The following is a 24,850-nucleotide window of genomic DNA, read 5'->3' on the forward strand; positions in this document are numbered from 1 at the left end:
ATGGCCAAGACCGCTGATATAGTTTGGACCAATTGCTTAAAAATAATTAAGGATATAGTAGAATGGCAACATTTTAAAACCTGGTTTGAGCCTATTAAGCCTGTTGAGTTGAAGGAAAGTGTGCTAATGATACAAGTGCCTAGTCAATTCTTTTTTGAGTACCTGGAAGAGCACTATGTTAACCTGTTGGCTAAAACCCTGAAGCGTGAATTAGGTAAAGATGCAAGGCTGGAATACCGTATTATGGTAGACAGTGGCAACAAAGGGCGCAGCGGCTCTATGGATGTACCTGCCAGCACAGCCAGAGTATATACTAATAACGAAATGGACTTTCCATTGGTGATTAACAATCCTGTTAAAAACCCATTCGTTATTCCCGGGTTAAAGAAAATGCAGATTGACCCGCAGTTAAATCCCATTTACACTTTTGATACTTTTATAGAGGGTGATTGTAACCGTGTTGCCAGAAGAGCTGGTAAAACTGTTGCAGAAAAGCCTGGCGCCAATTCTTTTAACCCACTGGTTATATATGGTGGTGTGGGTTTAGGCAAAACGCACCTGGCCCAGGGTATCGGTAACGAGGTGAAACGGTTACATCCGAATAAAGTGGTTCTGTATGTAAGCAGTGAAAAGTTTATTAACCAGTTCCAGGATCATAGCCGTAACAATGCTATTAACGACTTCATTCATTTTTACCAGCTGATAGACGTATTGATTATTGATGACGTGCAGTTTTTTGCACGCGCAGAAAAATCACAGGATGCTTTCTTTGCCATCTTTAACCACTTACATCAAAGTGGTAAGCAACTGGTGTTAACATCAGATAAAGCGCCTAAAGATCTGGATGGTTTGCAGGAGCGTTTATTAAGCCGCTTCCGTTGGGGATTAAGTGCCGACCTGCAAATGGCGGACTACGAAACCCGTATCGAGATTCTGGAAATGAAAATGAAGAACGATGGTTTGGATATGCCACGCGAAGTTGTAAAATACGTAGCGTATAATATCACTACCAACGTTCGTGAACTGGAAGGTGCGTTGATATCATTGCTGGCCCAGTCTTCTTTGAACAAGCGTGAAATTGATCTGGAGCTTGCCAAAAAAGTGCTGCGCAACTTTGTTAAAACAAGCAACAAGGAAATTACTATTGAAGCGATACAGAAGATGGTATGTGAATACTTCGATGTATCATATGATAAGCTGCTTCAGAAGACCAGGAAGCGCGAGATTGTACAGGCTAGACAGATTACTATGTACCTGGCAAAATCTTTCACTAAAAACTCTTTAAAAACTATTGGAGAGCATTTTGGTGGCAGAGATCATACCACTGTTATACACAGCTGTCAGACTGTGAAAGACCTTATGGACACCGATACATTATTCAGAGAGAACGTAATGGAGCTTACACAAAAGGTGCAGCTGGCTTCCATGTAAAAATTTTTCGCAGAGAGCAGAAAAAAGTTGAAATAGATTTTGTGAATTCACTTTTATTCTTATTTTTGCAACCCCTAACGAAATGAAAGGGACTGGTGAGGTGGATGAGCGGCTGAAATCAGTAGTTTGCTAAACTGCCGTACGGGTTAAACTGTACCAAGGGTTCGAATCCCTTCCTCACCGCTAAAAAGAAAAAAAAGGTCATTGAACTTCAATGACCTTTTTTATTGCCTTATCTGTAGCCTTTTGCTGGCGCGGGTTTACCGCTAACACTAATGATATCATTATCTGGCTCTACAACTTTTGCGTATGTAGGAGTGCTCAACAGATATAAGCCAGTTTATTACTTCATTACATAAGATAAGAAGGTGGCAGTATCAGGCAGGTTTATCTGCTCATGTGAAAGAAGCATTATGGAATCGCTTACTTTGAAAGGATAATGCCTTTCAAGCTCGTTTTTACGGAAGGCGATGTTTTGTAGTTCGCTATCGGTAATAACAGCGCCGTCCAGTAAACATTGTTGAATGCGGATATTGTGCCATTTGCTGTCGGTGGTATAAAACCATTCCATTGTACAGAAATGAAAGCTTACCTGTTCCAATTTACTATTGTTGAAGTCGGCATGGTCAAGTGAGCAGTTTTCAAGTACAACATTCTCAAACGTGCAATCAGTGAACTCAGCTTTGCGAAGATGGCAATGGCTAAAAATAATATTCGCAAAATGACAGCCGGTAAAATAAGCGCCTGCGCAACTGTTGTTCATAAAACGAAGTGCTTCAAATGTCATTACTTCAAAAATGAGTGAGTCCATTTGTTTGCCGGTGATATTGATACGATGTACCTGTTCGTTTGCATAACTCTTGTTTAGTGGTAGTTTATGAGCTATTGCGTGGGTGAATAAAGGCCTGGAATTTTCCTTGTTATGGTTAGTGCTGGCAGATGTGCTCATTCTGCTTGATTTTAGCCTAAAATAGCAAAAAACGCCCTATTGCAGGGTATGTGTTTTGCAATTGTGGTAACACTTGTTCCTTCCAGTATTAACAATTTTTATTTCCCGCTCCCGGATAATTTTACTGCGCTAAGTCATGCTTCATGAATTAGCTTCTTTTTCATCTATAAAGCGCAGGTATTGAAACGGAAGGATTTTCTCAGGCTCCTGGCATTGATGCCATTATTACAGTTCAATAAGGGATTAACACAGTGGCTGGCCACAGGGGCGTCGTTGCCTTATACAGATGCCTTACCGGTGTTTTTTGTAGGCCATCAGGATTTTTCCCGTACACCGCATATTACTCCGTTTACCAGTAATCTGCGTGCAATGGGGGGCGCTGTAAAGCCTGCTGCTATCCTCGTTATTTCAGCGCACTGGTTAACAATGGGGGATACTTACGTGAATATGAACCCACAATTTAAAACAGTAGAGTATCCGGTCACTGGCTCTCCTGATGCGGCCCGTCTTGTAATGAATGCTGTCGATGCTAAAGAAGAAAGTGAGCGTGAGCTGGATCATGGCGCATGGAGTGTATTAAGGCATTTGTCGCCCGATGCTGCTGTGCCGGTGCTGGAATTGAGCATTGATATGGAAAAGCCGCTGGATTATCATTATAACATTGCCCGGCAGTTGAGCAGCTTGCGTAAAAGAGGGGTGCTGATTGTAGGTAGTGGTAATGTAGTGCATAACCTGGAGCTATCAGCTTTAAAGGTGTGGAGCAGGAAGCCTTATGAATGGGCGGCTGAGTTTGATGCCTGGGTAAAGGGGCGGATTATTGACAGGGATATCAGTAGTTTGTTTCAGTATTACCGGTTAGGGAAAATAGCAGACTATGCGGTGCCTACTATGGATCATTATATCCCTATGTTGTATTGCCTGGCTTTGTGCGAGAAAAATGAAGAGATTGTATTTACCTATGAAGAGGTGATAAAAGGAATGAGCTTTCGATGCTTCCGTATAGGGGCGGCTACTATGAGTGAGTCTAAGGCATAGGATAATAACAAAAGGCTTGAGTCAGGTATAATACCCAACTCAAGCCACATAATCAAAGGGAGTGAATCCTTATGATTTTACTTCATGTGTAGAGCTGCCTTTTTGGGGCGTAGGGTTGAATTAATTTCTATTGGTGTACTTAGAAAACTCTTTTTTAAAAATCTGGTAATTGTAATCACTTTCATCCTGTGCATACACAGCAAAGACTATTCTTTTAAAAGTATTGGCAAACATTTCATTCTGCAACAGGTGATACGAAAACCAGCCAGCCATTTCCTTAGTTTCATTACCGAATATGCCACAGCCCCAGGCGCCCAATACAAGTGTGGTTTGTTTATGGGCGGCAGCTACAGATAAAAACTTCTGCATCCTGCTGTAATTCACCGGTGTAATCATATCCATTTTCTCCGGCTCATATTCCTCCAGGCGTTTAGCGTTAACAGCAGGGGCGGTTATTACAGATACAGTAAAGTAGTCATCCGTTAACCGGCTATTGTCATCCCGGAACACAGGCACCAGCGGAGAGTATATAATATGGTCAGTAAACAGGTTGGAGTCTGTTGCTCTGTTGTTGTCGTAATAATCTGTTTGCTTTACCAGGGATGCATATAAGCCGCTGGCCCTGGTAAGGGTTTCTTCCTGGCCGGTAGTGCCTTTGAGAAAGCCGCCACCGGGGTTACGGGCTGATGCAAAGTTTAAACAACAAATATTTTCCGCAGCTTCTTCCTGCACTAATCGTTTAGCAGCTGCAAAAGTGCTTTCGCGTGTAACTTCAATAATACACTCGCCTTCATGGGTTTTGTCAAAAGTAAGTGGAAGCGCTTCGGGTTTGTATAAACGTGTGTTTGTGATGCTGTAATCCATTGCTTCTGCAATAGATACGTTTTGTTGTAAGGTGTTGGTGTAGCAGCCTTTCTCAATAATCTCAAGGGTTTCCTGGGCTAAAGCCAGGCGTTGTTCTCGGGGTTTCATAATGTTCGCGTTAATTATACGCAAAGAAATAATTTTTCGGGATAATAAAAAAATGTCTCTTTTACTTTTATTCTTCCCCGGCCTTTTGTATATTGTTTTAGCTAATCTCTTACCTACCTAGTATAACTCGCTCATTTAGTTAACCTTCAAAATTCAAACACGTGCAAAGATTGCTCAAAACAGCGTTTTTAATGCTGACTATTGCTGCTTTAGGCAGCTGCCAGAAGAAAGATAACACCGTTGCGCCTAACGAAGCAACAACACCAGAAGCTGCTAATCCACATACAGCTTTAAAGAGCACAACAGTAACTACAGAAGCTGCGTTAAAAGCTGCTATTTCCAGTGCAGTGGCAGGTGATATTATTACTGTTAGCGGCACCATCTATTTAACCAGTACGTTGCAATGTTTAAATAGTGGTACTTCCAGTTCCAAAATCAATTTTACAGGAGGGATACTGGATTGTTCCGGTTTGCCTTCCGGTAGCTGGGGTGTAAAAGTCAATGGTAGTTATTGGAACATTACCAATATGACTATCCGTAAAGCGCCTGATTGTGGCTTAGTGTTTCAAACAGGCGGCTACAATTATGTATACAAAGTGATCACCACAGGCAATGGTGATTCTGGTTTACAAATTTATAACGGATCACACGATAACAATATCAGCTATTGTACTTCTACTGAAAACTATGATGTTGCAGATGGCGGAGAAAACGCCGATGGATTTGCTTGTAAACTATCTGCTGGTGTCAATAATCTTTTTGATCATTGCACAGCTAATCACAATTCAGATGACGGATGGGATTTGTATGGCCAGCCTTACAAAGTAACTATTACCAACTGTACTGCTACCAACAATGGTTATGGCACTAATGGCGATGGTAATGGTTTTAAATTAGGTAGTGCAGGTCAGGTGGTACCGCACACTGTTACCAATTGTACTTCCAGCTACAACAAAGCTGCTGGTTATGATGGTAATGGTAACACTGGTCATATTACTATTACGGGTAGCACCGGTACAGGTAATGGCACCACCCTGTTTTATAGAATTTATTAATACAGAGTCAGCCTGTTAGTTACAGGTAGCGTAAGAGATTATTAAAAAGCCCTTTCACTGTAATGGTGAAAGGGCTTTTGATTATGGGGGGATTATTGATTAATGGTAGCCTTCGTTCTGTTCCAGTACTGCATCTTTATTCAGCTGAATTTCTGATAAAGGAATAGGTAGTAACAGGTTGGTTTTGGTAAGGCCTACTGTTGGGTGTACGGGATCGTTTGAGTTTAAACGAATGGCGCGGTCAACCAGTGTTTTGGTTCTCATCAGTGTCATACGCCTGTTTTCTTCGCCTATCAGTTCGCGTGCGCGTTCGTCCAGTAAAAAGTCTAATGTCATATCTGTGGAGTTCACTTGTCCTTGTGCAGGGTACAGGCTACCAAATGCTCTCTTGCGCAGTTCGTTGATATTGTCTGCAGCCAGTTGCAGCTTGCCTTGTTTTAATTGCGCTTCGGCCAGTAACAGGTAGGTTTCGCCAAGGCGCATCATCATAAAGTCTTTAATCATTGCATAGCCAAATACGTCGTTAGGATCAAACTGGTACCACTTGGTGGTATGCGGGCATATCTTAAACAACGTATCATCTCCGGTGTAAGGTACCTGTTTGCCATAGTTGGCGTTGGCGGGGTCGTTGTAATAATACTTGCGGCGGATGTTGTATTGCGAGTTGCGAATGTCTTTATCACTATACAAGCCATACAATACCCAGTTACTTAAACGTAAACGTGCCAGTGCGCGTCCGCCGGTTGAATCGGTGATCACCAGGCCGCTGATGTTGTGATAGGCGGCGCCCCATACACGGCGTTGCTGGGCGTTGTCGGTGTTGCCACCTACTACTGTAGCCGGGTTTTCCTGTTCCAGCACCCAAATCGCTTCGGTGTTGCCTTGTACCCTGCGTTCGTTACCATACACAAACATGTCGGAATAATAATCGCCGGGCAGGCTGGTTTTAATGCCATAGCGTGATTTAATTAAGCTAAAACGGCCGCTGTTGATAACGGCCTGCGCCTGTTGCTCGGCCAGGTCGTTTTTGCCCATGCGTAAATAAGCTTCTGCCAGCAATTGCATGGCCATGTATTTATTGGCGCGGCCATACATCTTGCCTTTGGTATTGGTTTTTACTGATTCAATATCGGGTAGGTTAGTAACTGCATCGTTGAGGTCGGCTGCCACCAAGGCATCTACATCAGCCAAAGGGGCACGCACAAAATCTGTTTTAGGGCCTGTTACCGGTGTGGTGATAATAGGCACCCCGCCATAGCAGGTGGCCAGTGTGTTATAAGCCAGCCCTCTGAAAAATTTAGCTTCCCCATCCATCGCTTTTCTACCCGCATCTGTCATGTTCAGCGAAGGATTGGTCAGGCTGGCGATGATAGTGTTGGCAAGGTTAATCAAAGTATACTCTTTACCCCATAAGTAAGAAGCGGCGCCATCTGTTTGAGTTAACAGGGTGTAGTTGTAGTAAGGAATTTCAATGCCCTGTTGGTTGGCGGTGGCATTGGCCACATCAGTACCTACCTGCCATACACTTGGATAGCCCTGAGCGTTGGAATAAGTAAGTTGGGTGCTGAAGTTATTATACAAACCAGCTAAGGAGGCTTCCAGGCCCAGCGAATCGCTTACTGTGATGGGCGTGTAGCTGGATGGTGGATTTTCGTCCAGGAAACTTTTTTTGCAGGCACCCAGGGTAAGCGAGCCTAAGAGAAATATATATAAATGCTTTTTCATGATATTCAGTTTATGGTATGGTAATTAACGCAGGCTGATGTTTGCTCCGAAAACGAAGGAACGAACGGTAGGGTAGTTGTTGGTCCAATCACCCGATCCTCTTTGTGAATAGTTGTTTTCAGGGTCCCAGCCAATCCAGTTGGTAAACGTATGCAGGTTACGTCCGCTTACATATAAAGTAATACTGCCTATGTTGAGCTTGTCCAGTATCTTTTGTGAGAATACATAGCTTAAGGTAATATCCTTGATGCGCGTATAGCTGGCGTTAGAGGCATAACCATAGCCACGGGTGTTGTTATAGCTAAGTGAAGGGCGTGTGTTGTTTTTATTGTCGGCTGTCCAGTAGCCTACTTCTACAGGTGTATTTCTTTTACCTGTTTCATCGGCATAGGTAAGGTCGTTGTTGTTTTTGGTCATACCCTGCGCTGTTTGAATAAAAATGTTCAGGTGCCAGTTTTTATAATGGAAGGTGTTAGTAATACCACCAGACCATTTAGGTGCTGTTTGACCCAATACTACCCTGTCGCTGTCGGCAGTAATAATACCATCGTGGTTAACGTCTACAAATTTCAGGTCGCCTGCTTTAGCGCCGGGGTCTTGCTTGGAGGCATCTTCACCGGTTTGCCAGATGCCAGCCATTTTGTAATCATATATCACGCTAATGGGCTTGCCTATAAACCATTTGTTGCCTATGTCGTCTTTTTTGTTACCATATAAATCAATAATCCTGTTTTGGTTGGCCGAAATGTTCAGCGAGGTTTCCCACCTGAAATCTTTGCCGTTGATGTTTTTGCTGTTTAGGGTTACTTCTATGCCTTTGTTGGCTGTTTTGCCCAGGTTGTCGTATACATTCGCGTAGCCGGTAACCAGGGGCAGGTTGCGTTGTAGTAATAAATCGCGTGTATTGGATTTATATACTTCAATAGTGCCCGACAGGCGGCTGGCAAACAAGCTAAAGTCTACACCCAGGTTGGTGCTGATAGTGCTTTCCCAGCCCAGGAAAGTATTGCCCAGGTTAGAAGGTGTAATGCCTATGGTGCTTACTCCGTTAAAAGGAGAGCGTACAGTGCCGTCGGTGGAGATGGTTTTATATACATCAATGGCTTCGTTGCCGGCTTTACCATGCGATACCCTGAGTTTTAAATTATTGATCCAGCCAATGGATTGCATAAAGCGTTCGTTGCTTACGTTCCATCCTATAGCAGCAGAAGGGAATATTCCATATTTTGAATTGCTGCTGCCAAATACGGAAGAGCCGTCGCGACGTGCAGTTACGGTAAACAAATAACGACTGTCGTAGGTATAGTTAATGCGTCCCATTTGTGAATTGAGTGCGTAACGATCAGCAACGGTTTTGCTGGTTTGTGTGGCTCCGGCGCTCAGGTTGTTATAGGATAAATTATCGTTTACAAAGCCTGTGGCTCCGGCAGTAGTTTCTATCCACTTGCGTTGTTGCGCACTGTATAATCCTGTGAAGTCAATATGGTGCTTTTTAAAGTCACGTGCATAAGTGACTACATTTTCCAGTGTGTAGCTTTGTGTTTCGGCATTGACTACACTGGCAGTGCCTATTAAGTCGTTGGCTAAACGGCCTGTATACGATGCTTTGCGGGCAGGTAAAAACGTATAGCCTGCATTTAAACGATACTTCAATCCTTTTAACACACCGGGAAATTTAATTTCCGCATAGCCATTGCCGTTGGCGTTTACACTACGGTCCAGGCGGTCGGTTACCAGGCCCAGCATGGGGTTGGTAAACAGCTGCTCGGGTGCCATCGGGTAAATTTTATAAGTGCCGTTCGCATTGTATTCCTGACCATATGGGCTCATAGCCGATGCCATTAACAGGTTGGCGCGACCGCCATCGTAGTTGTTGTTGGCAAAGAACAGCGAGGTGCCTATGGTAAGAAAACTGGTAACGTTAATGTCCAGGTTGCTGCGAATGCTGATGCGTTTATATTGGTAGCCTTTTACCACACCTTTCTGGTGCATGTATTCGCCTGATACAAAATATCGTACATCGGCATTGCCGCCCGAAATGCTCAGGTTATGATCTTGTATAATACCTGTTTGGGTAGCTTCTTTAATCCAGTCTTTGGTAATGCCGGCGTTGTAATTGGGCAGCTCGCCGCTGTTAGGTACTGGCGAAGTCTGGGCCTGGTTGGTGGCTTTTAACCAGTCGGCATATTTTTGAACGTACTCAGGTCCATTGCGGGGCGTAAGCACATGCGCCATATTCTCCATGCCTGTGTAGGCGTTATAGCGTATCACTGCTTTGCCGGTGGTGCCGCGTTTGGTTGTCACTAAAATAACGCCGTTGGCACCGTTGGTTCCATAAATGGCAGTAGCGGAGGCGTCTTTTAATACCTCTACCGAAGCAATGTCGTTCGGATTAATGTCGTTCAGTGAGCCGCCTGTTTTGCTGAGGGGAATACCATCTACCACTATATAAGGGCCTGAGTTGGCATTGATAGAGTTTTGCCCCCGTACCAGGGCGGCAGGGCTACTGCCTGGAACCGATGAAGTGGTGGTGATGCTTACACCTGCCACTGAGCCTTCAATGGCTTGCATAATGTTGGTAACCGGTAGTTGTGATAAACGGGTTTTAGGAACCGATACTACCGATCCGGTCACATCCGATCTTTTCTGTGTACCATATCCCACTACCACTATATCGGCCAGGTTCTTTTGCGGATCATCGGCCAGGATAATGGAAACGTTGGTTTGGCTACCTACCGGTACGCTTTGGGTTAAGTAGCCCAGCGAAGAAAAATGCAGCGTGGCGCCGGTAGCAGCACTGATGACAAAATTTCCATTGTTGTCGGTGGTAGTGCCGGCTTTAGAGCCGCTAATGGTAATGCTTACCGCCTGTAAGGCAACCCCTTTGCTATCGGTTACCTTTCCGGTAATTTTTTTGGTCTGGGCCTGGGCTTGCCGGGTTGAAAGCGTTAGTAAACAAGCAAGTAATAGGAATACATACAGTATGTACCCTGTTGATTTTTGTGTCATATGGCATTCTATTGTGAGGAATCGTTACGCTGTGAAAACAGTGTAATATTAGCCTTACGGCAGACGCCGAAAAGGGGGGTAGTTTTTAAAAAACAGGGGGTAAATCGCCAATTTTCAAGGCCTATTTGCCTGTTTTGACGGTGTTGTGTGTGTTGTTGAAGGAATAGCGGTATTTTCTGATGTACTGAGAGGGGGTAACGCCAAACAGCTTTACAAACTGCTCTCTGAAATATTTAATGTCGTTAATGCGCACCTGGAAAGCTGCCTGCGTAATGTTCATGTTTTCGGTTAACAGCAACACGGCAGCCCGGCGTAACCGGATGCTACGGATGAAGGCATTGGGCGACTGGCCGGAAATGGATTTTACTTTCTGGTAAAGTCCGCTGTGGCTAATGCCCAGTTCGCGGGCAAACTTTTTAATGGTAAAATCTTCCCGGTCTATATTTTCTTCCACCACGGCAATGCACCGTTTTAAAAAGTCCTGGTATTCGGCTGGTACTTTAATATTGCTTTCTTTTAGGGTGATATTGTCGAAGAAATAGCGTTGTAATAAACTGCGGTTACGCAGCAGGGTTTCTAGCCGGGCCTGTAAAATGTCCGAGTCAAAGGGTTTAGTAATGTAATCCTCCGCGCCGCCTTCAATACCTTCCAGTTTGCGGGAGTTGTCGGCAGAGGCGGTGAGCAAAATAACGGGTATGTGTCCCAGTTTTTCGCTTTGTTTAATGATACGGCACATGTCAATGCCGTTCATGTTTTTCATCTGTATGTCGCTGATAATTAAATCCGGCACATGGGCTTCGGCCAGCTCCAGGCCTTCCTGTCCGTCGGCGGCTTCATACAACAGGTATTTTTTATCAAATAAATGATGCAGGTACCGGCGTATTTCCTGGTCGTCGTCTATCAGTAAAATCGATTTCTTATCCGTAACTACTTCTTCTGCCGTTTTGCCTTCCAATGTTACTTCGGGGTCGGGAAGGCTGGTGGGTTCTGAATCAATAGCCAGTTCTTCCAGTAGTTCACACTTAGGTGCGGCGGCAACAGGTAGGTAGTTGTGCGGTAAGTGTGCAATGCCTTTGTGTAACTTAATGGTAAAGCTGGTGCCTTGTTGTGCAGTGCTTTGGCATTGCACGGTGCCCTGGTGGCTTTCTACAAAATGTTTTACCAGGTAAAGACCTATGCCAAAGCCGCTTTTTTGCGACAGATACGCAGCGCGCGATTGCTGAAAGCGTTGAAAAATGGTGTTCATGTCGGCTGCATTAATGCCGCAGCCATTGTCTTTTACACGCAGGGTAACAGTGTGCTCTTCTTCTGCAATATCAAACACGATAGTGCCGCCATCCGGTGTAAACTTAAATGCGTTCGATAGCAGGTTAAACAGGGCTATTTCAATCTTTTCATAATCCCCGTGCAGTTCTATGGTGCTGGCCGGGTAGTTGAATTGATAGGTGATATTTTTGGCGCGTGCCTGCTGAATAAAACACTGGTGTACTTCTTTGCCCAGTTCAATAATATTAAAGGCCGATAAATGCAGTTTGTCTTCTCCGCTGTCGGCTTTTCTAAACAGCAGTAGTTGATCTACCAGGCTTAACAAACGCCGGGCATTGCGGTAAGCAATAGTGATGTCGGTATCGGCCTGTCCGCCCTGCTGGTGTATTTTTTCTTTTAACGGGTTTATGATAAGGGTAAGCGGGGTTCTGAACTCGTGCGAGATATTGGTGAAAAAGGATAGCTTCTTTTCCGTGATCTCTTTGTCTTTTTCATGTTCTATGTGCGCTAATTGTATTTCATACTTTAACCGTTCCTGGCGGCGGGTGTAGCGTATATACAGATAAATAAGTGCACTGCCACATAGCATGTATAGTAGCATTGCCCACCAGGTACGATACCAGGGAGGTAATATAGTTATTTGCAGCAAGGCGGTTTCGTTGCTCCATTGGCCATAGGCGTTGGTGACTTTTAGTTTAAAAGTATAGCTGCCTTCGCGCAGCCGCGAATAGTTGGCGGAGCGTATGTTGTTTACATAGTTCCAGCCTTTGTCCCATCCTTCCAGGTAGTAGGCGTATTTTATTTTATCGTTGTGGCCATATTCCAGCGCGGTGTAGTCGAGTGTAAGGGCGGCCTGGTTATAAGGAATGCTTATTTGTTCAATCGCTTCTCCGTTGCGGTTGTCTATATAGGAAGGATGTTTGTCTATAGGGTTGTTGCTTACCTGTATGCCGCTGATATATACAGCAGGGGCTGTGGTGTGCGTGGTCACCTGGTGGGGGTAAAAGATATTGAAGCCTTTAATGCCCCCAAATAAAAACTCTCCGGATGATAAAGCCAGTCCCGCATTAAAACTAAACTGGTTGCTTTGCAGCCCGTCCGAGCTGGAAAAGTTCTGGCAATAGCCGGTAGCCGGGTTAAACTTACACAGACCGTTATAGGTGCTTAGCCATAAGTTGCCGCATTCATCTTCCAGCAGGCGAAGTATGGTGTTGCCGGGCAGGCCATCTGCTGTGGTAAAGCGTTTGTATTGCCCGGTTGACGGCGTAAACAATAACAGGCCCCCGCCTTGTGTGCCTACCCATAGTTGCCGGCGGCTGCTTTCATAAATAGATCTTATGGGATAGCCTATGGTAAAGGTGCGATGTTGTTTTTGTTGCCGGTCTATTTGTATCAGGGAGTGATAGTTGCCGCCCCATAAATGTCCCGAACGGTCTTCGGCCAGGCACTGCAGGTTTACCAGGGAGGGGTCAAAAAGGAGGAAGCTGTTTTGCGCACGGTTAAAGTAGTATAAACTACCGTCGTTGGTAGTGCTGGCCCACAGGCATTTTTGTTTATCCTCGTATACCAGCCATACATTGGGTTCAACAGCCCGGGTGATGGGATTGATACAGTTATAATGTTCAAAAGTGTTGCTGTTCCTGTGCAGGCGGTTTACGCCGCCAAACCAGGTAGATACCCATATGTCATTATTGTAGTCGTGGGTGATGCCGGTAATAAAATTACTGCTAAGGCTATTGCTGCTGCTATTTCGGGTGTAAGTGGTATAAGTGTTAGCGTTGCGGTTCCAGTAACGCAGTCCTGCACCATCGGTACCTATCCACAGGTTCTTTTGTGCATCTTCGCAAAACGAAAGAATAAAATTTTCCGTAGGGTTTTGTTGTTTGCCCGCATTGTATACCATGTTGGTAAAAGGTTGGGCCTGTGCAGCTATCAGGTTAATGCCGCCACGCAGGGTGCTTATCCATTTGCGGCCTTCTTTGTCTTCATAAATAGCATATACGGCATTGCTGTTTACAACAGGTGTTTTATCGGCATTCACTAATGGTTGTGCCTGCTGGTTGCCTTGCGGCAGCAGCCATACGCCGCTGCCGTCTGTGGCTATCCATAAGTTGCGGGCATGATCTTCGCAAAGGGAAACCACATTGCCGGGTTGCGTCATTACATTACCCGAAAAGCTTTGTGTGCGGGTGTTGTATAGATACAGTCCATTATCTGTACCTACCCATAAATTGCCGTTGCCTGCTTTTTTCAGGCTGTTCGCATTGCGTATTCCGGCATTTACCAGGGTAAGTGTGCGGTTGGCAATATGATACTGAAACAGGCCGGCCTGCTGAATACACACCCATACCTGTTGCAGTGCTGTGTCGTATTCTATGGCGGTTACATTGTAGTTGCCTGCGTTGCCGGCAGCACCGCCGGGCAGGGCTACCTGCCAGCCGTGGCGCGATGCCTGCTCAAACGCCAATAAACCGTTGTGGCGCGATCCTAATAGCACGCATTGGGCATTGATGGCCTTGATGCAATGAATGTCGTCCTGTAGGGGTTGCTGCCTTGTATCGTTCAGGGCTATAAAGCGGGGAACGGTAAATGCCCCGGTAGCGGGGTTAAATATGTTGGCACCTTTTTGCCCTCCAATCCACAGGTTGTGCTGGCTATCGCCATCCATCGAAAAAATGTTGGCTGTGCTGAGTGAGCTGGTATCTTCTATCTTGTTACGAAATATCGTAAAATTATATCCGTCAAACCGGTTCAACCCATCATAGGTACCAAACCACATAAAGCCGCGATGGTCCTGGTAAATACTGGTTACCGCGTTATTGCTTAGGCCTTGTTCAATGCCAAGGTATTTTACGGGAAAAGAAGGGGCGGAAACGCCTGCCGTACAAAATAAGGCAAAGCACACCCAGAGTAGGATCTTATATGGCACAATCGTCAATTAAATGTTCTCACAATGCATTATACTGTATAAAAATAGCCATTTTATGAATGGAAAAATTAAGAAATAAAAAATATATGATGGTTTTCCACTAGTAAACCTATTGGAATAAAACGGACATTGCTATTGTAAATATTTAGTGCACTGTTTTTTAATAAATATTTGCCGGATGCCTGATACTAACTGTTATTACGAGAAGATATGGAAATGTATTCCGCGTGCATTTTCATAACTCCCTGGTTCTTATTTACACAACCAACTGTTACTGACGTTGACTTGCCTGTTACAAAAAAGTTCTGTACACAGCGGTGGCGCACTTTGCCCTTTTGTTGCCTGACCAGTAACGAAGCTGAAAAGGGTGGTTGCTATCCGGGTAATATCAATTTTGAGAAAATCGATCTAACCAATGAGCAAGTTATTTGAATCATTTGAGCTTACGCCGTTAATGGGCCATCAAATGCGTACTATGCCTGACAGGCAGGGAGAAGAAGATTTTATTGAGTTAATTCTGCTTACAGAAGGGGGAGCCAGGAAAAACTCCTCCTTTTACGGCGAACAGGCAAGCCTGCCTGCTATCATTTACATCCCGCAGGGAGTAACGGATAAGTTTATTCCCGACGAGCAGGCCATGGGTTATGTGATCCGGTTTAAAAACGAGTTTTTACCTGCTAACAAAGTGGATTTGTTTGCTACTTTCTTCGACTCGTGCTGTATGCCGCTTACTTCTTTTGCCTTACAGGGCACTATTATCCAGTTGTTTAAAATGATATTGTGCGAGTATGTGGCAGAACAGGTTGATTCTAAAAGCATTCAGTACCTGTTGCTGTCGTTGTTGGCTAAGGTAGATTTTGCGCGCAAGAATGAAGTGGTGCGGGAAGATTTTAAAGAGCGGGAGTATCTTATCTGTAAAACATTTCTGCGCCTGTTAGAAGAGAATTTTATTTATAATCATAAGGTGGAATTTTATTCCAAACAACTCAATATTTCGCTACGTTCATTAAACTATATGACTACCCGTGTAATGGGTAAAAGTGTGCTGCAACTCATTGATATGCGCAAACATATAGAAGCGCGCAAGCTGCTGGTGAACTCCAGTAAAAGCATCACAGAAATTGCTTACGAACTGGGTTTTGATAAATCGTATTTCAGCAGGTTCTTTTATAAGAAAGCGGGCATGACGCCTATGCAGTTCAGACAGGAGGTGCAGAGCACAATTTCTTAAATGTGCAATTACTTTTCTTAAATGTGATATAATTAATAAAATTATATAATAACTTTTGTGGCGGACTTCGTGTTTGGATAATGAGTGTGTATTCATTGATGTAAACCAAATGACATGACTGCTTTTGAGAAAAGGAACGCCACTACCTTCGGTAGAGGTGTAATGCTAATGCTATGTATTCTTCTATGCTTTCTTTCTGCTACTGAAGCGCAAATAACTACTACTATCGGCACCGGTGTTGCCGGAAACGGCAACCGGGAGTATCCCTGCCCTTTGCAGGATAACGACTACGGGGCACGTATGCAGTTTTTGTATCCGGCTGCCGAACTCCGGCAAATGGGCATGGATGCCGGAACAGTGAATGCGATTGTATTTGATGTAGTACGCCTGGCTTCCAGTAGCCGCACGCGGTTTGCCGTAGAGCAAATGCGCGTGAAAATAGGCACTACTGCTATTACTGACTTAGGCGATACGGATTTTGAGCCGGGGCTTACCGAGGTATATGGCCCTGTAGACTATTTGCCGGTATTAGGTAAAAACACGCTCATGTTCACTACGCCGTTTGTGTGGAATGGGGTGGATAACATTATTGTGGAAATATGTAACGGAAGTTCGCAATCGGCTGGCAGGGTTACTACCGCTAATGCCGAAATTCCGTGGACAAAGGGTTTGTCTTATAAAGCGTCCCACACGTTTACTGATCCTGAAATGGGCAGTTTGTGTGGCAAAGCCGGATGGGATAATATTGGCGATCAAACTACCCGGCCTAATATCTCTTTTGTATGGCAACCGCTTACTGCTTGTAGCGGCACGCCGGTTGCAGGTAATGCAGTGGCGGCGGTAACAGATGTGTGTGCGGGAAAATCTTTCCAGCTGTATTTGCAAAACACGCCTGTGGTGAGCAATATCAGCTTTCAGTGGCAGGTATCTGCCAATAACAGCACTTTTACTGATATTCCCGGTGCTACCAGTTTTAATTACACTACTACGCAAAGCGCTCTTTCTTATTATCGCGCCAAGGTAAGCTGCTCCACTTCCGGGGCTTTTGCTTATTCTCAATCCGTGCAGATAGGTTCACCGGCGTTAGTGTCAGGTACTGCGTTTACCATTAATAAAAATGCACCTGCTTCTGCTACTAATTTTCCTTCTTTTGCCGATGCCTGGAATTATATAAAATGTGGTATCAATGGCCCTGTTGCATTTACGGTAACGTCAGGCAGTGGTCCTTATAACGAGCAACTGGTAATGGACGAGGTGTTTGGTACTTCGGCGGTAAACACTATTACGTTTAATGGTAATGGCGAAACGCTTACCTGGGCCGGAGCTGAAAACTCGCGCGGGGTTATACAGTTGAATGGTGCTGATTATGTTCGTTTTAATAACCTGGTTATTGCTGCAACGGGTGATAACGGGTATGGCTATGGGGTGCATATGCTGAATAATGCCGATCATAATACTATCAATAACTGTATTATTTTAACAGATTCAACTTCCACCGATGAATCCTATGCCGGTGTGGTGATCAATAATTCCAGCGAACTAATGGCGCAGGCAGCTGCTTATTGCGACAGTAATATCATCAGCAACAATAACATCAGGGGCGGATATGCCGGTGTGGTTATTAGTGGAGGAACAGATAAAGCCAATGTAGGCAACCAGGTATTGCAAAACACCGTTGCTGAATTTTATGCTTACGGTGTTTATTTCTATTATAACTCTCTGGCCAGTATTGAAAAAAATACGATAGTGCGTTATAACCGCGAAAACAGCAGCTATAGTGCAGTGGGTATACAGGGCAGTGATATTAGCACGCGTTGTGTGATCAATGCTAATACTATTACACATTTAGTGTCCGATAATATGCCGGTGGTCAATGCTGTTACAGGTATTGCGTTGAGCAATGTGGCTGCTTTCAGTGGTTTAGACAACCTGGTAAGTAATAATAAGATATATAGCCTGGGTGAAGCGGTGAATGTAAGCGGTATTGTTAACGGAGGTTCTACCTGGCTGGCTTATTATCATAACACTGTTTCGCTGGATGGTAGCGGGGTTAATGCTACTGAAAATACGCGCCTGCGTGGTTTTCAGTATGGCAGCGGATCGGCAGGGGTTATGTTTAAGAATAATATCATCACGGTAACGCGTGCGGGCATTGGCAGCAAACATGCTATCTATGCAGAAGATGGCGTGTCGGGTTTAACCGCTGATAATAATGATTATTATATCGCTATAGCAGAAGGTAAGGCGGCACTGGGGTATCTCAATAGCAATATAATCAGCCTTGCAGCCTGGCAGGCCGCCAGTTCTCAGGATGCTGCTTCTTTAAATGCTCCTCCTTATTTTGTGGATATAGAAACAGGAAATCTACGGCCTGTGAATTCAGCTATTGATAACAAAGGGGTATATGTTAGCCTGGTGCCTGTAGATATAGAAGGGCTCAACAGAAGTACTACTACGCCCGATCCGGGAGCCTATGAATATACGCCACCGGCGTGTACTGCTCCTCCGGTAGCAGGTGTGGCTACTATTAGTAAAGACAATGTGTGTGCAGGTACACTGATTGCTTTAACCTCCAAAGGGTTTTCTATTGGTGCAGGTCAAACCTTTCAGTGGCAAACCGCTGCCAATGCAGCCGGGCCATATATCAACCTGGGCAATGTATTAAACATGCCCGACACTACTATATATGCACCTTCAATAAGTACTTACTACCGGGTAGTGGTTACCTGTAGCGGTAACCAGGGCAGCTCGCAGGAGGTGCTGCTGCAGGTAAAGCAACCACTGGCCGGTGGTACCTATACGCTTAGCCAACTGGCGCCTGCCGGCACAGTAGACTTTGCCAGTTTCCAGGAAGCAAAAGCGGCTATGGTGTGTGGTATACAGGATGATGTGGTGATTACGGTAATTGCTGGTTCTGGTCCGTATAACGAACAGTTCACGCTGGATACCTTGCCGGGTGCAGCGGCCGATGCTACCGTTACTTTCAATGGTAATGGTAACGTTATTACCTGGAGTGCCATCAATAGTAATGAACAGGCGGTTATTAAGTTAAATGGTGCCGATCATGTGGTATTCGACAGCCTGGTAATTGCTGCGCAGTTAAGTGGTTATGGTGGTTATGCGGTGCAGGTAACCAATAAGGCAGATAGCAACACTTTCCGTAAATGTGCTTTGAGCGTGCCTTTGGATGGAGGGTATGGTTATGTGGCGGCTGTTATTAATGTAGAGGGGGATGAAGTGTTGCCAAGTGATGGCAACCTGTTTGCAGAGAATACTATATCCGGTGGATATACCTGTGTGCAGGTGTCAGGGGCAGAGGGTAGATATGTGCAGAACAACCGCTTTGTAAATAACCTGGTGCAGAATTTTGATACCTATGGTATTGCGGTGAGCAATACAGCAGGCACCGTGGTGAGTAATAATAAAATTACCCGGCCGGGGAAAAAAGATGTATATAGCTTTACGGGTATTACCGTTTTTGCGGGTGCTGACAATGTGGTGGTGAATGGTAATAGTATTTACAATCCTTTTGGTGCGGCACCTTCTTCTACGGGGGAGTTTACGGGTATTAGCATCAATGGTCTTACCATACAGGCTGGCAAGCCGTTGCAGGTAACCAACAACCTGTTGTATAATATCACTGGGAGTGGCGATTTATATGGCATCCGCACTTACGATGCGCCATATGTGCATCTGTTCCATAACACTGTCAGCTTTGATAAAGTTGCCTATGCAGGCTCCGCATCTTCTTACGGTATATACCTGGATGGAAATGCAGAAGGTAATGAAGTAAAAAACAACATTGTCTATATCACGCAGGGCGGAACGGGCAATAAAACCGGTATAACAGTCAATGCATCAGATATTACCACTATCCAGGCTGATAATAACAACTATTATATCAATAGTGCCGGTGGTAATAATTATACGGGTAGTTATAACGGTAGTCAGGCTACACTGGCCAATTGGCAGCAGGCTACGGGTTTTGATGCGCATGGGCTGGCAGTGAACCCGGTGTTTGCCGGTGCGGCTGTTGGCATGTACAAGCCTACGGTAGCGGCTTTAAACAATGCAGGTGCAGTGGTGAATGTGGCACAGGATATAGAAGGCGTGGCGCGTAATGTGAGCTTGCCGGATGTGGGCGCTTACGAGTTTACCATGGATGCCTGTACAGCTCCACCCGTAGCAGGTACAGCTACTGTTTTCCCGGCGTCCGGCATTTGTAAGGGAACGGAAATAGATTTAACGCTGAATGGTAACAGCACAGGTGCAGGACAAACCTATCAGTGGCAGCAAAGTGTTTCCGGTATCGATAACTGGACAAATGTTGATACGGCATTGCTGTACCACGAAATGAAAATGGGAGCTATTCGCAGTGCTTATTACCGTTGTGTAGTAACCTGTGGCACTAATACGGCATATTCTACTACTACGCAGCTACAGCTGAATGGTGGCCTGGCTGCCGGGGTATATACAATTGATAAAAACGGAACGGGCAACTTTGCTTCCTTCACCGAAGCGGTAGCGGCAATGGATTGTGGTATTGAGGGAGCGGTTACCTTCCTGGTAAAAGCAGGCACTTACGAAGAGCAGGTGCGCATGCACCAGGTGTACGGTGCATCGGATACCAGCAGAATTACTTTCCAGCCGGAAGATAACACCGTGGGGTCGGTAATACTTACTGCACAGGCTGATTATAACAACAACTATGTGTTGCAGCTGGATAGTGCATCTTATGTTACCTGGAGTAAACTGGTGATTAAATCGGCAGATGATGCGTCGTATGGCAGGGTAGTGGATATCAAAAGCAACGCCTCTTTCGATAGCATTGTAAATTGTCAGCTTACCGGTGTTGCTCCTTTTTATTATACTGATGATTTGAATGTAGTGTACATCAATGATGTATCGGGTAGAAATATAGTGCTGAAAGGAAACACGATCACGAATGGCGCTACGGGCATTTATGTAAATGGATCTTATACTACACAGGCGGGAGGTATTAGCATTGATAGCAATACCATTGTGCATCCCTATATGTATGGAGTGTATGCCAATTGGGCTAACAGCCTGCTGGTAACACGCAATGCCTTCTCGCTTACCTGTGGCGGGTTTGACCAGGTATATGGTGTTTATATGCAGTTTTGCGATAGTGTGTACCAGTTGAAGGAAAATATTGTTCGTATGCATGATGCAGCGGGACAGGCTACTGGCTTCTATCTGAGTTATTGTGGCACTTCCGGTATCAAGGGACAGATAGATAATAACCGCATATGGGCATTGCAGGATAACTCAGGCAGTATAACAGGCATAGACATAGAAGGCAGTAAACGTGCGCTGGTGCGTAATAACGTTATTAGTATTGCTACCTCCGGTTTCCGTTCTTATGGTATACTGGATAACTCTTCCGCCTTTAGTTATTATAATAACGCTGTTCAAACCCAGGCATCTGCCGATGATGACAATTATGCGGTATGTGTTTCCGGTTATCCTATTGAGCAGGGGGTACCTGTTTTCAAAAACAATATTATAGCACACCAGAATGGTGGTGTGGCCATGTTTGTATCTAATGAAGGCTCTTTTGGGGCAGATTATAATATGTATTATTCGGGTGGTGCAGCTGTGTGTAAAATAGGCAGCGCTGCTTATAATACCTTGCCTGAATGGACGGCGGCTGTGATGGAAGATTATTCTTCTATCTGGTATAAACCTGCATTTACTGATGATTCTACATTACAGCCGGCAATAAACGATTCTGCTGTGTGGGTAATGAATGGGCGTGGTGTGCAGCTGGCCGAAAGTAATGTAGATAGAAATAACCAGGCACGTCCTGTTACTTTACAGAGTGGTGTGCCCGACCTTGGGGCCTATGAGTTTACACCTGCTGTAGTGCCTATAGTGGCTACTGCTATACCGGCTGCTCCGGCACCTAATACTACACAGGCATTTATGCTGGGGTCCGATACGGTATATACTATCACCTGGGGTAATACTGCGCCACAGCTGTTAAAGGTAAGACGCTACTCCGGCGAGAAGCCCCCTTCGTTACCTGCTACTGCAAAGTATATGTACTATTATACAGATGCAGAAGTGGTAGGGGCGGGTGCCACTGGATTCCTTGCTACCCAGCATTATTTGGATAGCTGGCGCGGTTTTATTGAAGCAGAACCGATGATCCGTTTTGGCAGAACCAATGCCGCCGGAACATGGATGGTGGATACGGCCAGCGTTGTAAATGCAGATAAGAATACCATTACCCGTAACAATACTGATTACCTGGGCCGGTTCACGGGCTTGTATGATAGCACGGTGCGTGCGGTGGCCGATCCGGTGGCAGTGGTGCCGGATAGTTCCAATGCAGGTACGCATTTCTGGGTGGGGTATGGACATAACTATTATTTCAAGGCAACGGACGAGGTGGGTATGGTCAACAGCCAGTCTATGGTGTTGTACCTGAGTGCCAAAGAAGAAACAGATGTAGTAGTGCGTGTGAATGGTACCCCCTGGGCTAAGCAATACCATATACCTGCCAACACGGTTATTACCAGTGATGAAATGCCTAAGAGTGGTACGGTAGATGCAAGGCTCACTGCTGAAGGTAAAAGCGACAGGGGCATTAGTATAGAAAGTGCAAAGCCGATTGTGGCCTATGCACATATTTATTCCGAACAATCTTCCGGTGCTACCATGTTGTTACCTACAGGTACCTATGGGTATGAATATTATGCGCTGGGTACTCAAAATAAATTCAACGGGGCAGATTGTTATTCGTGGTTTTATGTAATAGCCAATCACGATAGCACTATGGTAGAAATTACCCCTTCTTGTGCTACCACGGGTGGCGCTGCGGCCAATACGCCTTTTGTAGTGATGCTGAATAAGGGTGAAGTGTACCAGGTGATGGGCGCGTTCCAGGGTGGAAGGGCTAACCAGGGCTATGATGTAACAGGTAGTAAAGCCCGCTCTTTGCCCAATGCTTCCGGTCATTGTTACCCTATAGCCATGTTCACGGGCAATAGCCGCACAGCAGTTACCTGTGATGATGGTAGTGGTAGTGCCGATAATATATTGCAGCAGAACTTTCCTTCACAGGCATGGGGTAAAAGGTATCTGACGGCACCGGTGCCTAACCCGCAGGATTATACTTTGCCTATGACAGCTTTGTACAGGGTGGCTGTGAAGGATACCAACACGGTGGTGAAAAGAAATGGTGCCGTGCTTACCGGTCGCGTGAAAAGTTATTATGAGTTTACTACAGATGGGGCTGATTATATTGAAGCAGATAAGCCGGTGCTGGTGGCGCAGTATATGCTTTCCACCGGGGCCTGTGGCATTCCTTCTGTAGGGGCAGGCGATCCGGAACTGGTATACCTGAGCCCGATAGAGCAGGGCATTACGCAGGTGAATTTCCTGCGCAACACAGAGCAAAGCATTACTGTTAATGATCTCGTACTCATTATACCGGATAATGGTGTCAGCTCCTTGCAAATAGATGGCTCTTCTGCCTTTGATTATTCTTATCCGCATCCTAACGTGCCGGGTTATACTGTAGTGGTGAAGGTGTGGGGGGCTGCACAGGCGCAGGCCAGTGTAAGCAGCGATGTGCCATTTACAGCGGTTACCTATGGTTTGGGTGTATTTGAAAGTTACGGATACAATGCCGGTACACTGGTGCGTAACCTGAATGCTATAGCAGGTATTGTAAACGCGTATGATTCCAGTGGCAATAATAGTGCTTACGCTTGCCCGGGTACACCGTTTCGTGTCAATGTGCTGATACCGGTGAAGCCTTCGCAAATTAACTGGTATTTCAGCAAAGCGCCCGACCTGGTGCCCAATGCCGATAGTGTGCAGGTGAATCCTATGGCAATAGATTCCGTGGTTATCAGTGGTCGTACTTATTATCGCTATACGGTAAATCAGCAGTTTACGGTTACGCAGCCGGGTAACAGCTATATACCGGTAACCTTTGCCAATATTGAAATTGAAAGCTGCGATAACACAGCCGATGCGGTGATAGCGGTAAATGTGAAAGAGAAACCGAAGGTAGATTTTGCGATCAATTATTCCGGTTGTCTGAGTGATGTGGCGCAACTGGATGGCTCGGCAGTGGCAGGTGATGGAGTGGCGGTAGCTAACTGGAAATGGAGTTTGGGTGATAGCACTTTCGCTTACACACAACAAACCACTAAGCAGTATGCCGATTCTGGTACTTACCAGGTAGCGTTGCGTGTTATTGATGGCGCAGGTTGTATGGCTGATACAGTGAAGTCATTGGTAGTGAAGCCTTACGCGGCTATTGTGCTGGTGGCCGATACCGTAAAGGTTTGTGAAGGGGAGTCTGCTTCGTTGGCAGTAGCCAGCCCGGATGCATCTGCAGTATACAGTTGGTACCGGGAAGAGTCGGGAGGAACAGTATTGCTGAGCGGCACTGCTTATACCGTTAACCCGGTTACAGCTGATAGTGTATATTATGTAGAGGCCTTGCAGGATGGTTGTGCGTCTCCGCGTAAAGAGGGCGTGATAATGCTGCTGTCGTCTCTGCCCGCACCCGTGGTGAGCGTAGATTCTATTACGGCCAATTCGGTGCGGTTTAGCTGGACGGAGGTGTCCGATGCGATTGGTTATGAAGTGTCTATAGATGGAGGTGCAACCTGGATAGAACCTTCTTCCGGTACTATGGGGCTGGTGCATATAGTAACCGCACTTCGTCCGTTCCAGGAAATAACCCTGATGGTAAAAGCCAAGGGCTGGAAAGCTTGCCAGGATGCCTTGTCCGAAAAAGCATCTGCTACTACCAGCACAGATGAAGTGTTTATTCCCAATGCCTTTAGTCCCAATGGTGATGGATTAAATGATGTGATAAAAGTATATAGCATGGCGGTGAAAGAATTACACCTGGCTATATTCAACCAGTGGGGGCAGAAAGTATTTGAAACACATGATGTTGCACAAGGGTGGGATGGATTGGTGAATGGTAAGCCACAACCTTCGGGTGTGTATATGTATGTGTGCAGAGCTGTTTTAACCAATGGTAATACCATTACTAAAAAAGGATCGGTAAACCTGGTGCGATAAAAAACAACTATGCTTTGTAAAAGCCTGTTCCGGAACACTTTGCCGGAGCAGGCTTCTTTATGGATAGTATCTGGTTGTTGCCTGCTTAAATGTGCTAATGATTTTCTGAAATGTGATAAGCATTCTTAATTAATATTTTAATATTTGTTTTGATGCCTTTGTGTGTGACGGCT

General features: G+C 45.3%; 10 protein-coding genes and 1 tRNA gene. 6 read left to right on the forward strand and 5 right to left on the reverse strand.

Features of this window, described 5'->3' with window-relative positions:
* The gene (dnaA, locus tag FLA_RS00005) at positions 1-1,431 is read left to right on the forward strand and encodes a chromosomal replication initiator protein DnaA (RefSeq protein ID WP_076379582.1); all 1,431 of its coding nucleotides are present in this window, start codon (positions 1-3) and stop codon (positions 1,429-1,431) included.
* Positions 1,432-1,525: 94 nt separating this feature from the next.
* Positions 1,526-1,614, forward strand: a tRNA-Ser gene (locus FLA_RS00010).
* A gap of 160 nt (positions 1,615-1,774) precedes the next feature.
* Here FLA_RS00010 and FLA_RS00015 read toward each other — a convergent pair.
* Positions 1,775-2,380 (reverse strand): pentapeptide repeat-containing protein, encoded by a 606-nt coding sequence (locus FLA_RS00015; protein ID WP_076379581.1) that lies wholly within the window; start codon positions 2,378-2,380, stop codon positions 1,775-1,777.
* 180 nt (positions 2,381-2,560) lie between these two features.
* Here FLA_RS00015 and FLA_RS00020 point away from each other — a divergent pair, with 180 nt between their 5' ends.
* The gene (locus FLA_RS00020; protein WP_144264045.1) at positions 2,561-3,415 is read left to right on the forward strand and encodes a dioxygenase family protein; all 855 of its coding nucleotides are present in this window, start codon (positions 2,561-2,563) and stop codon (positions 3,413-3,415) included.
* 120 nt (positions 3,416-3,535) lie between these two features.
* On the opposite strand, the gene FLA_RS00025 is transcribed toward FLA_RS00020, so the two are convergent.
* Entirely contained in the window at positions 3,536-4,387 is an 852-nt protein-coding gene (locus tag FLA_RS00025) for a TIGR02452 family protein (RefSeq protein ID WP_076379580.1), read from the reverse strand.
* Positions 4,388-4,548: 161 nt separating this feature from the next.
* Between FLA_RS00025 and FLA_RS00030 the strand changes: the two genes are divergently transcribed.
* Complete coding sequence (locus tag FLA_RS00030; RefSeq protein ID WP_076379579.1) at positions 4,549-5,442, forward strand: right-handed parallel beta-helix repeat-containing protein; 894 nt, start codon at positions 4,549-4,551, stop codon at positions 5,440-5,442.
* 99 nt (positions 5,443-5,541) lie between these two features.
* Here FLA_RS00030 and FLA_RS00035 read toward each other — a convergent pair whose 3' ends face one another.
* The 3 genes from FLA_RS00035 to FLA_RS00045 all read right to left on the reverse strand — a co-directional run bounded on the left by FLA_RS00035 (position 5,542) and on the right by FLA_RS00045 (position 14,371).
* Positions 5,542-7,167 (reverse strand): RagB/SusD family nutrient uptake outer membrane protein, encoded by a 1,626-nt coding sequence (locus FLA_RS00035; RefSeq protein WP_076379578.1) that lies wholly within the window; start codon positions 7,165-7,167, stop codon positions 5,542-5,544.
* Between the two features lie 24 nt (positions 7,168-7,191).
* Positions 7,192-10,176 carry a SusC/RagA family TonB-linked outer membrane protein gene (locus FLA_RS00040; protein WP_076379577.1) on the reverse strand — a complete coding sequence of 995 codons (2,985 nt, stop codon included), beginning with the start codon at positions 10,174-10,176 and terminating at the stop codon, positions 7,192-7,194.
* Between the two features lie 121 nt (positions 10,177-10,297).
* On the reverse strand, positions 10,298-14,371 hold the full coding sequence (locus FLA_RS00045) for a hybrid sensor histidine kinase/response regulator transcription factor (protein WP_076379576.1): 4,074 nt from the start codon (positions 14,369-14,371) through the stop codon (positions 10,298-10,300).
* 415 nt (positions 14,372-14,786) lie between these two features.
* On the opposite strand from FLA_RS00045, the gene FLA_RS00050 reads away from it, so the two are divergent.
* Both FLA_RS00050 and FLA_RS00055 read left to right on the forward strand, forming a co-directional pair.
* Positions 14,787-15,602: a helix-turn-helix domain-containing protein gene (locus FLA_RS00050; protein ID WP_076379575.1), complete on the forward strand. Its 816-nt coding sequence runs from the start codon at positions 14,787-14,789 to the stop codon at positions 15,600-15,602.
* 114 nt (positions 15,603-15,716) lie between these two features.
* Positions 15,717-24,677 carry a T9SS type B sorting domain-containing protein gene (locus FLA_RS00055; RefSeq protein ID WP_076379574.1) on the forward strand — a complete coding sequence of 2,987 codons (8,961 nt, stop codon included), beginning with the start codon at positions 15,717-15,719 and terminating at the stop codon, positions 24,675-24,677.
* Positions 24,678-24,850: the final 173 nt, after the last annotated feature.

Origin of the sequence: Filimonas lacunae (genome assembly GCF_002355595.1) — a bacterium.
In the GTDB taxonomy this organism is placed as follows: domain Bacteria; phylum Bacteroidota; class Bacteroidia; order Chitinophagales; family Chitinophagaceae; genus Filimonas; species Filimonas lacunae.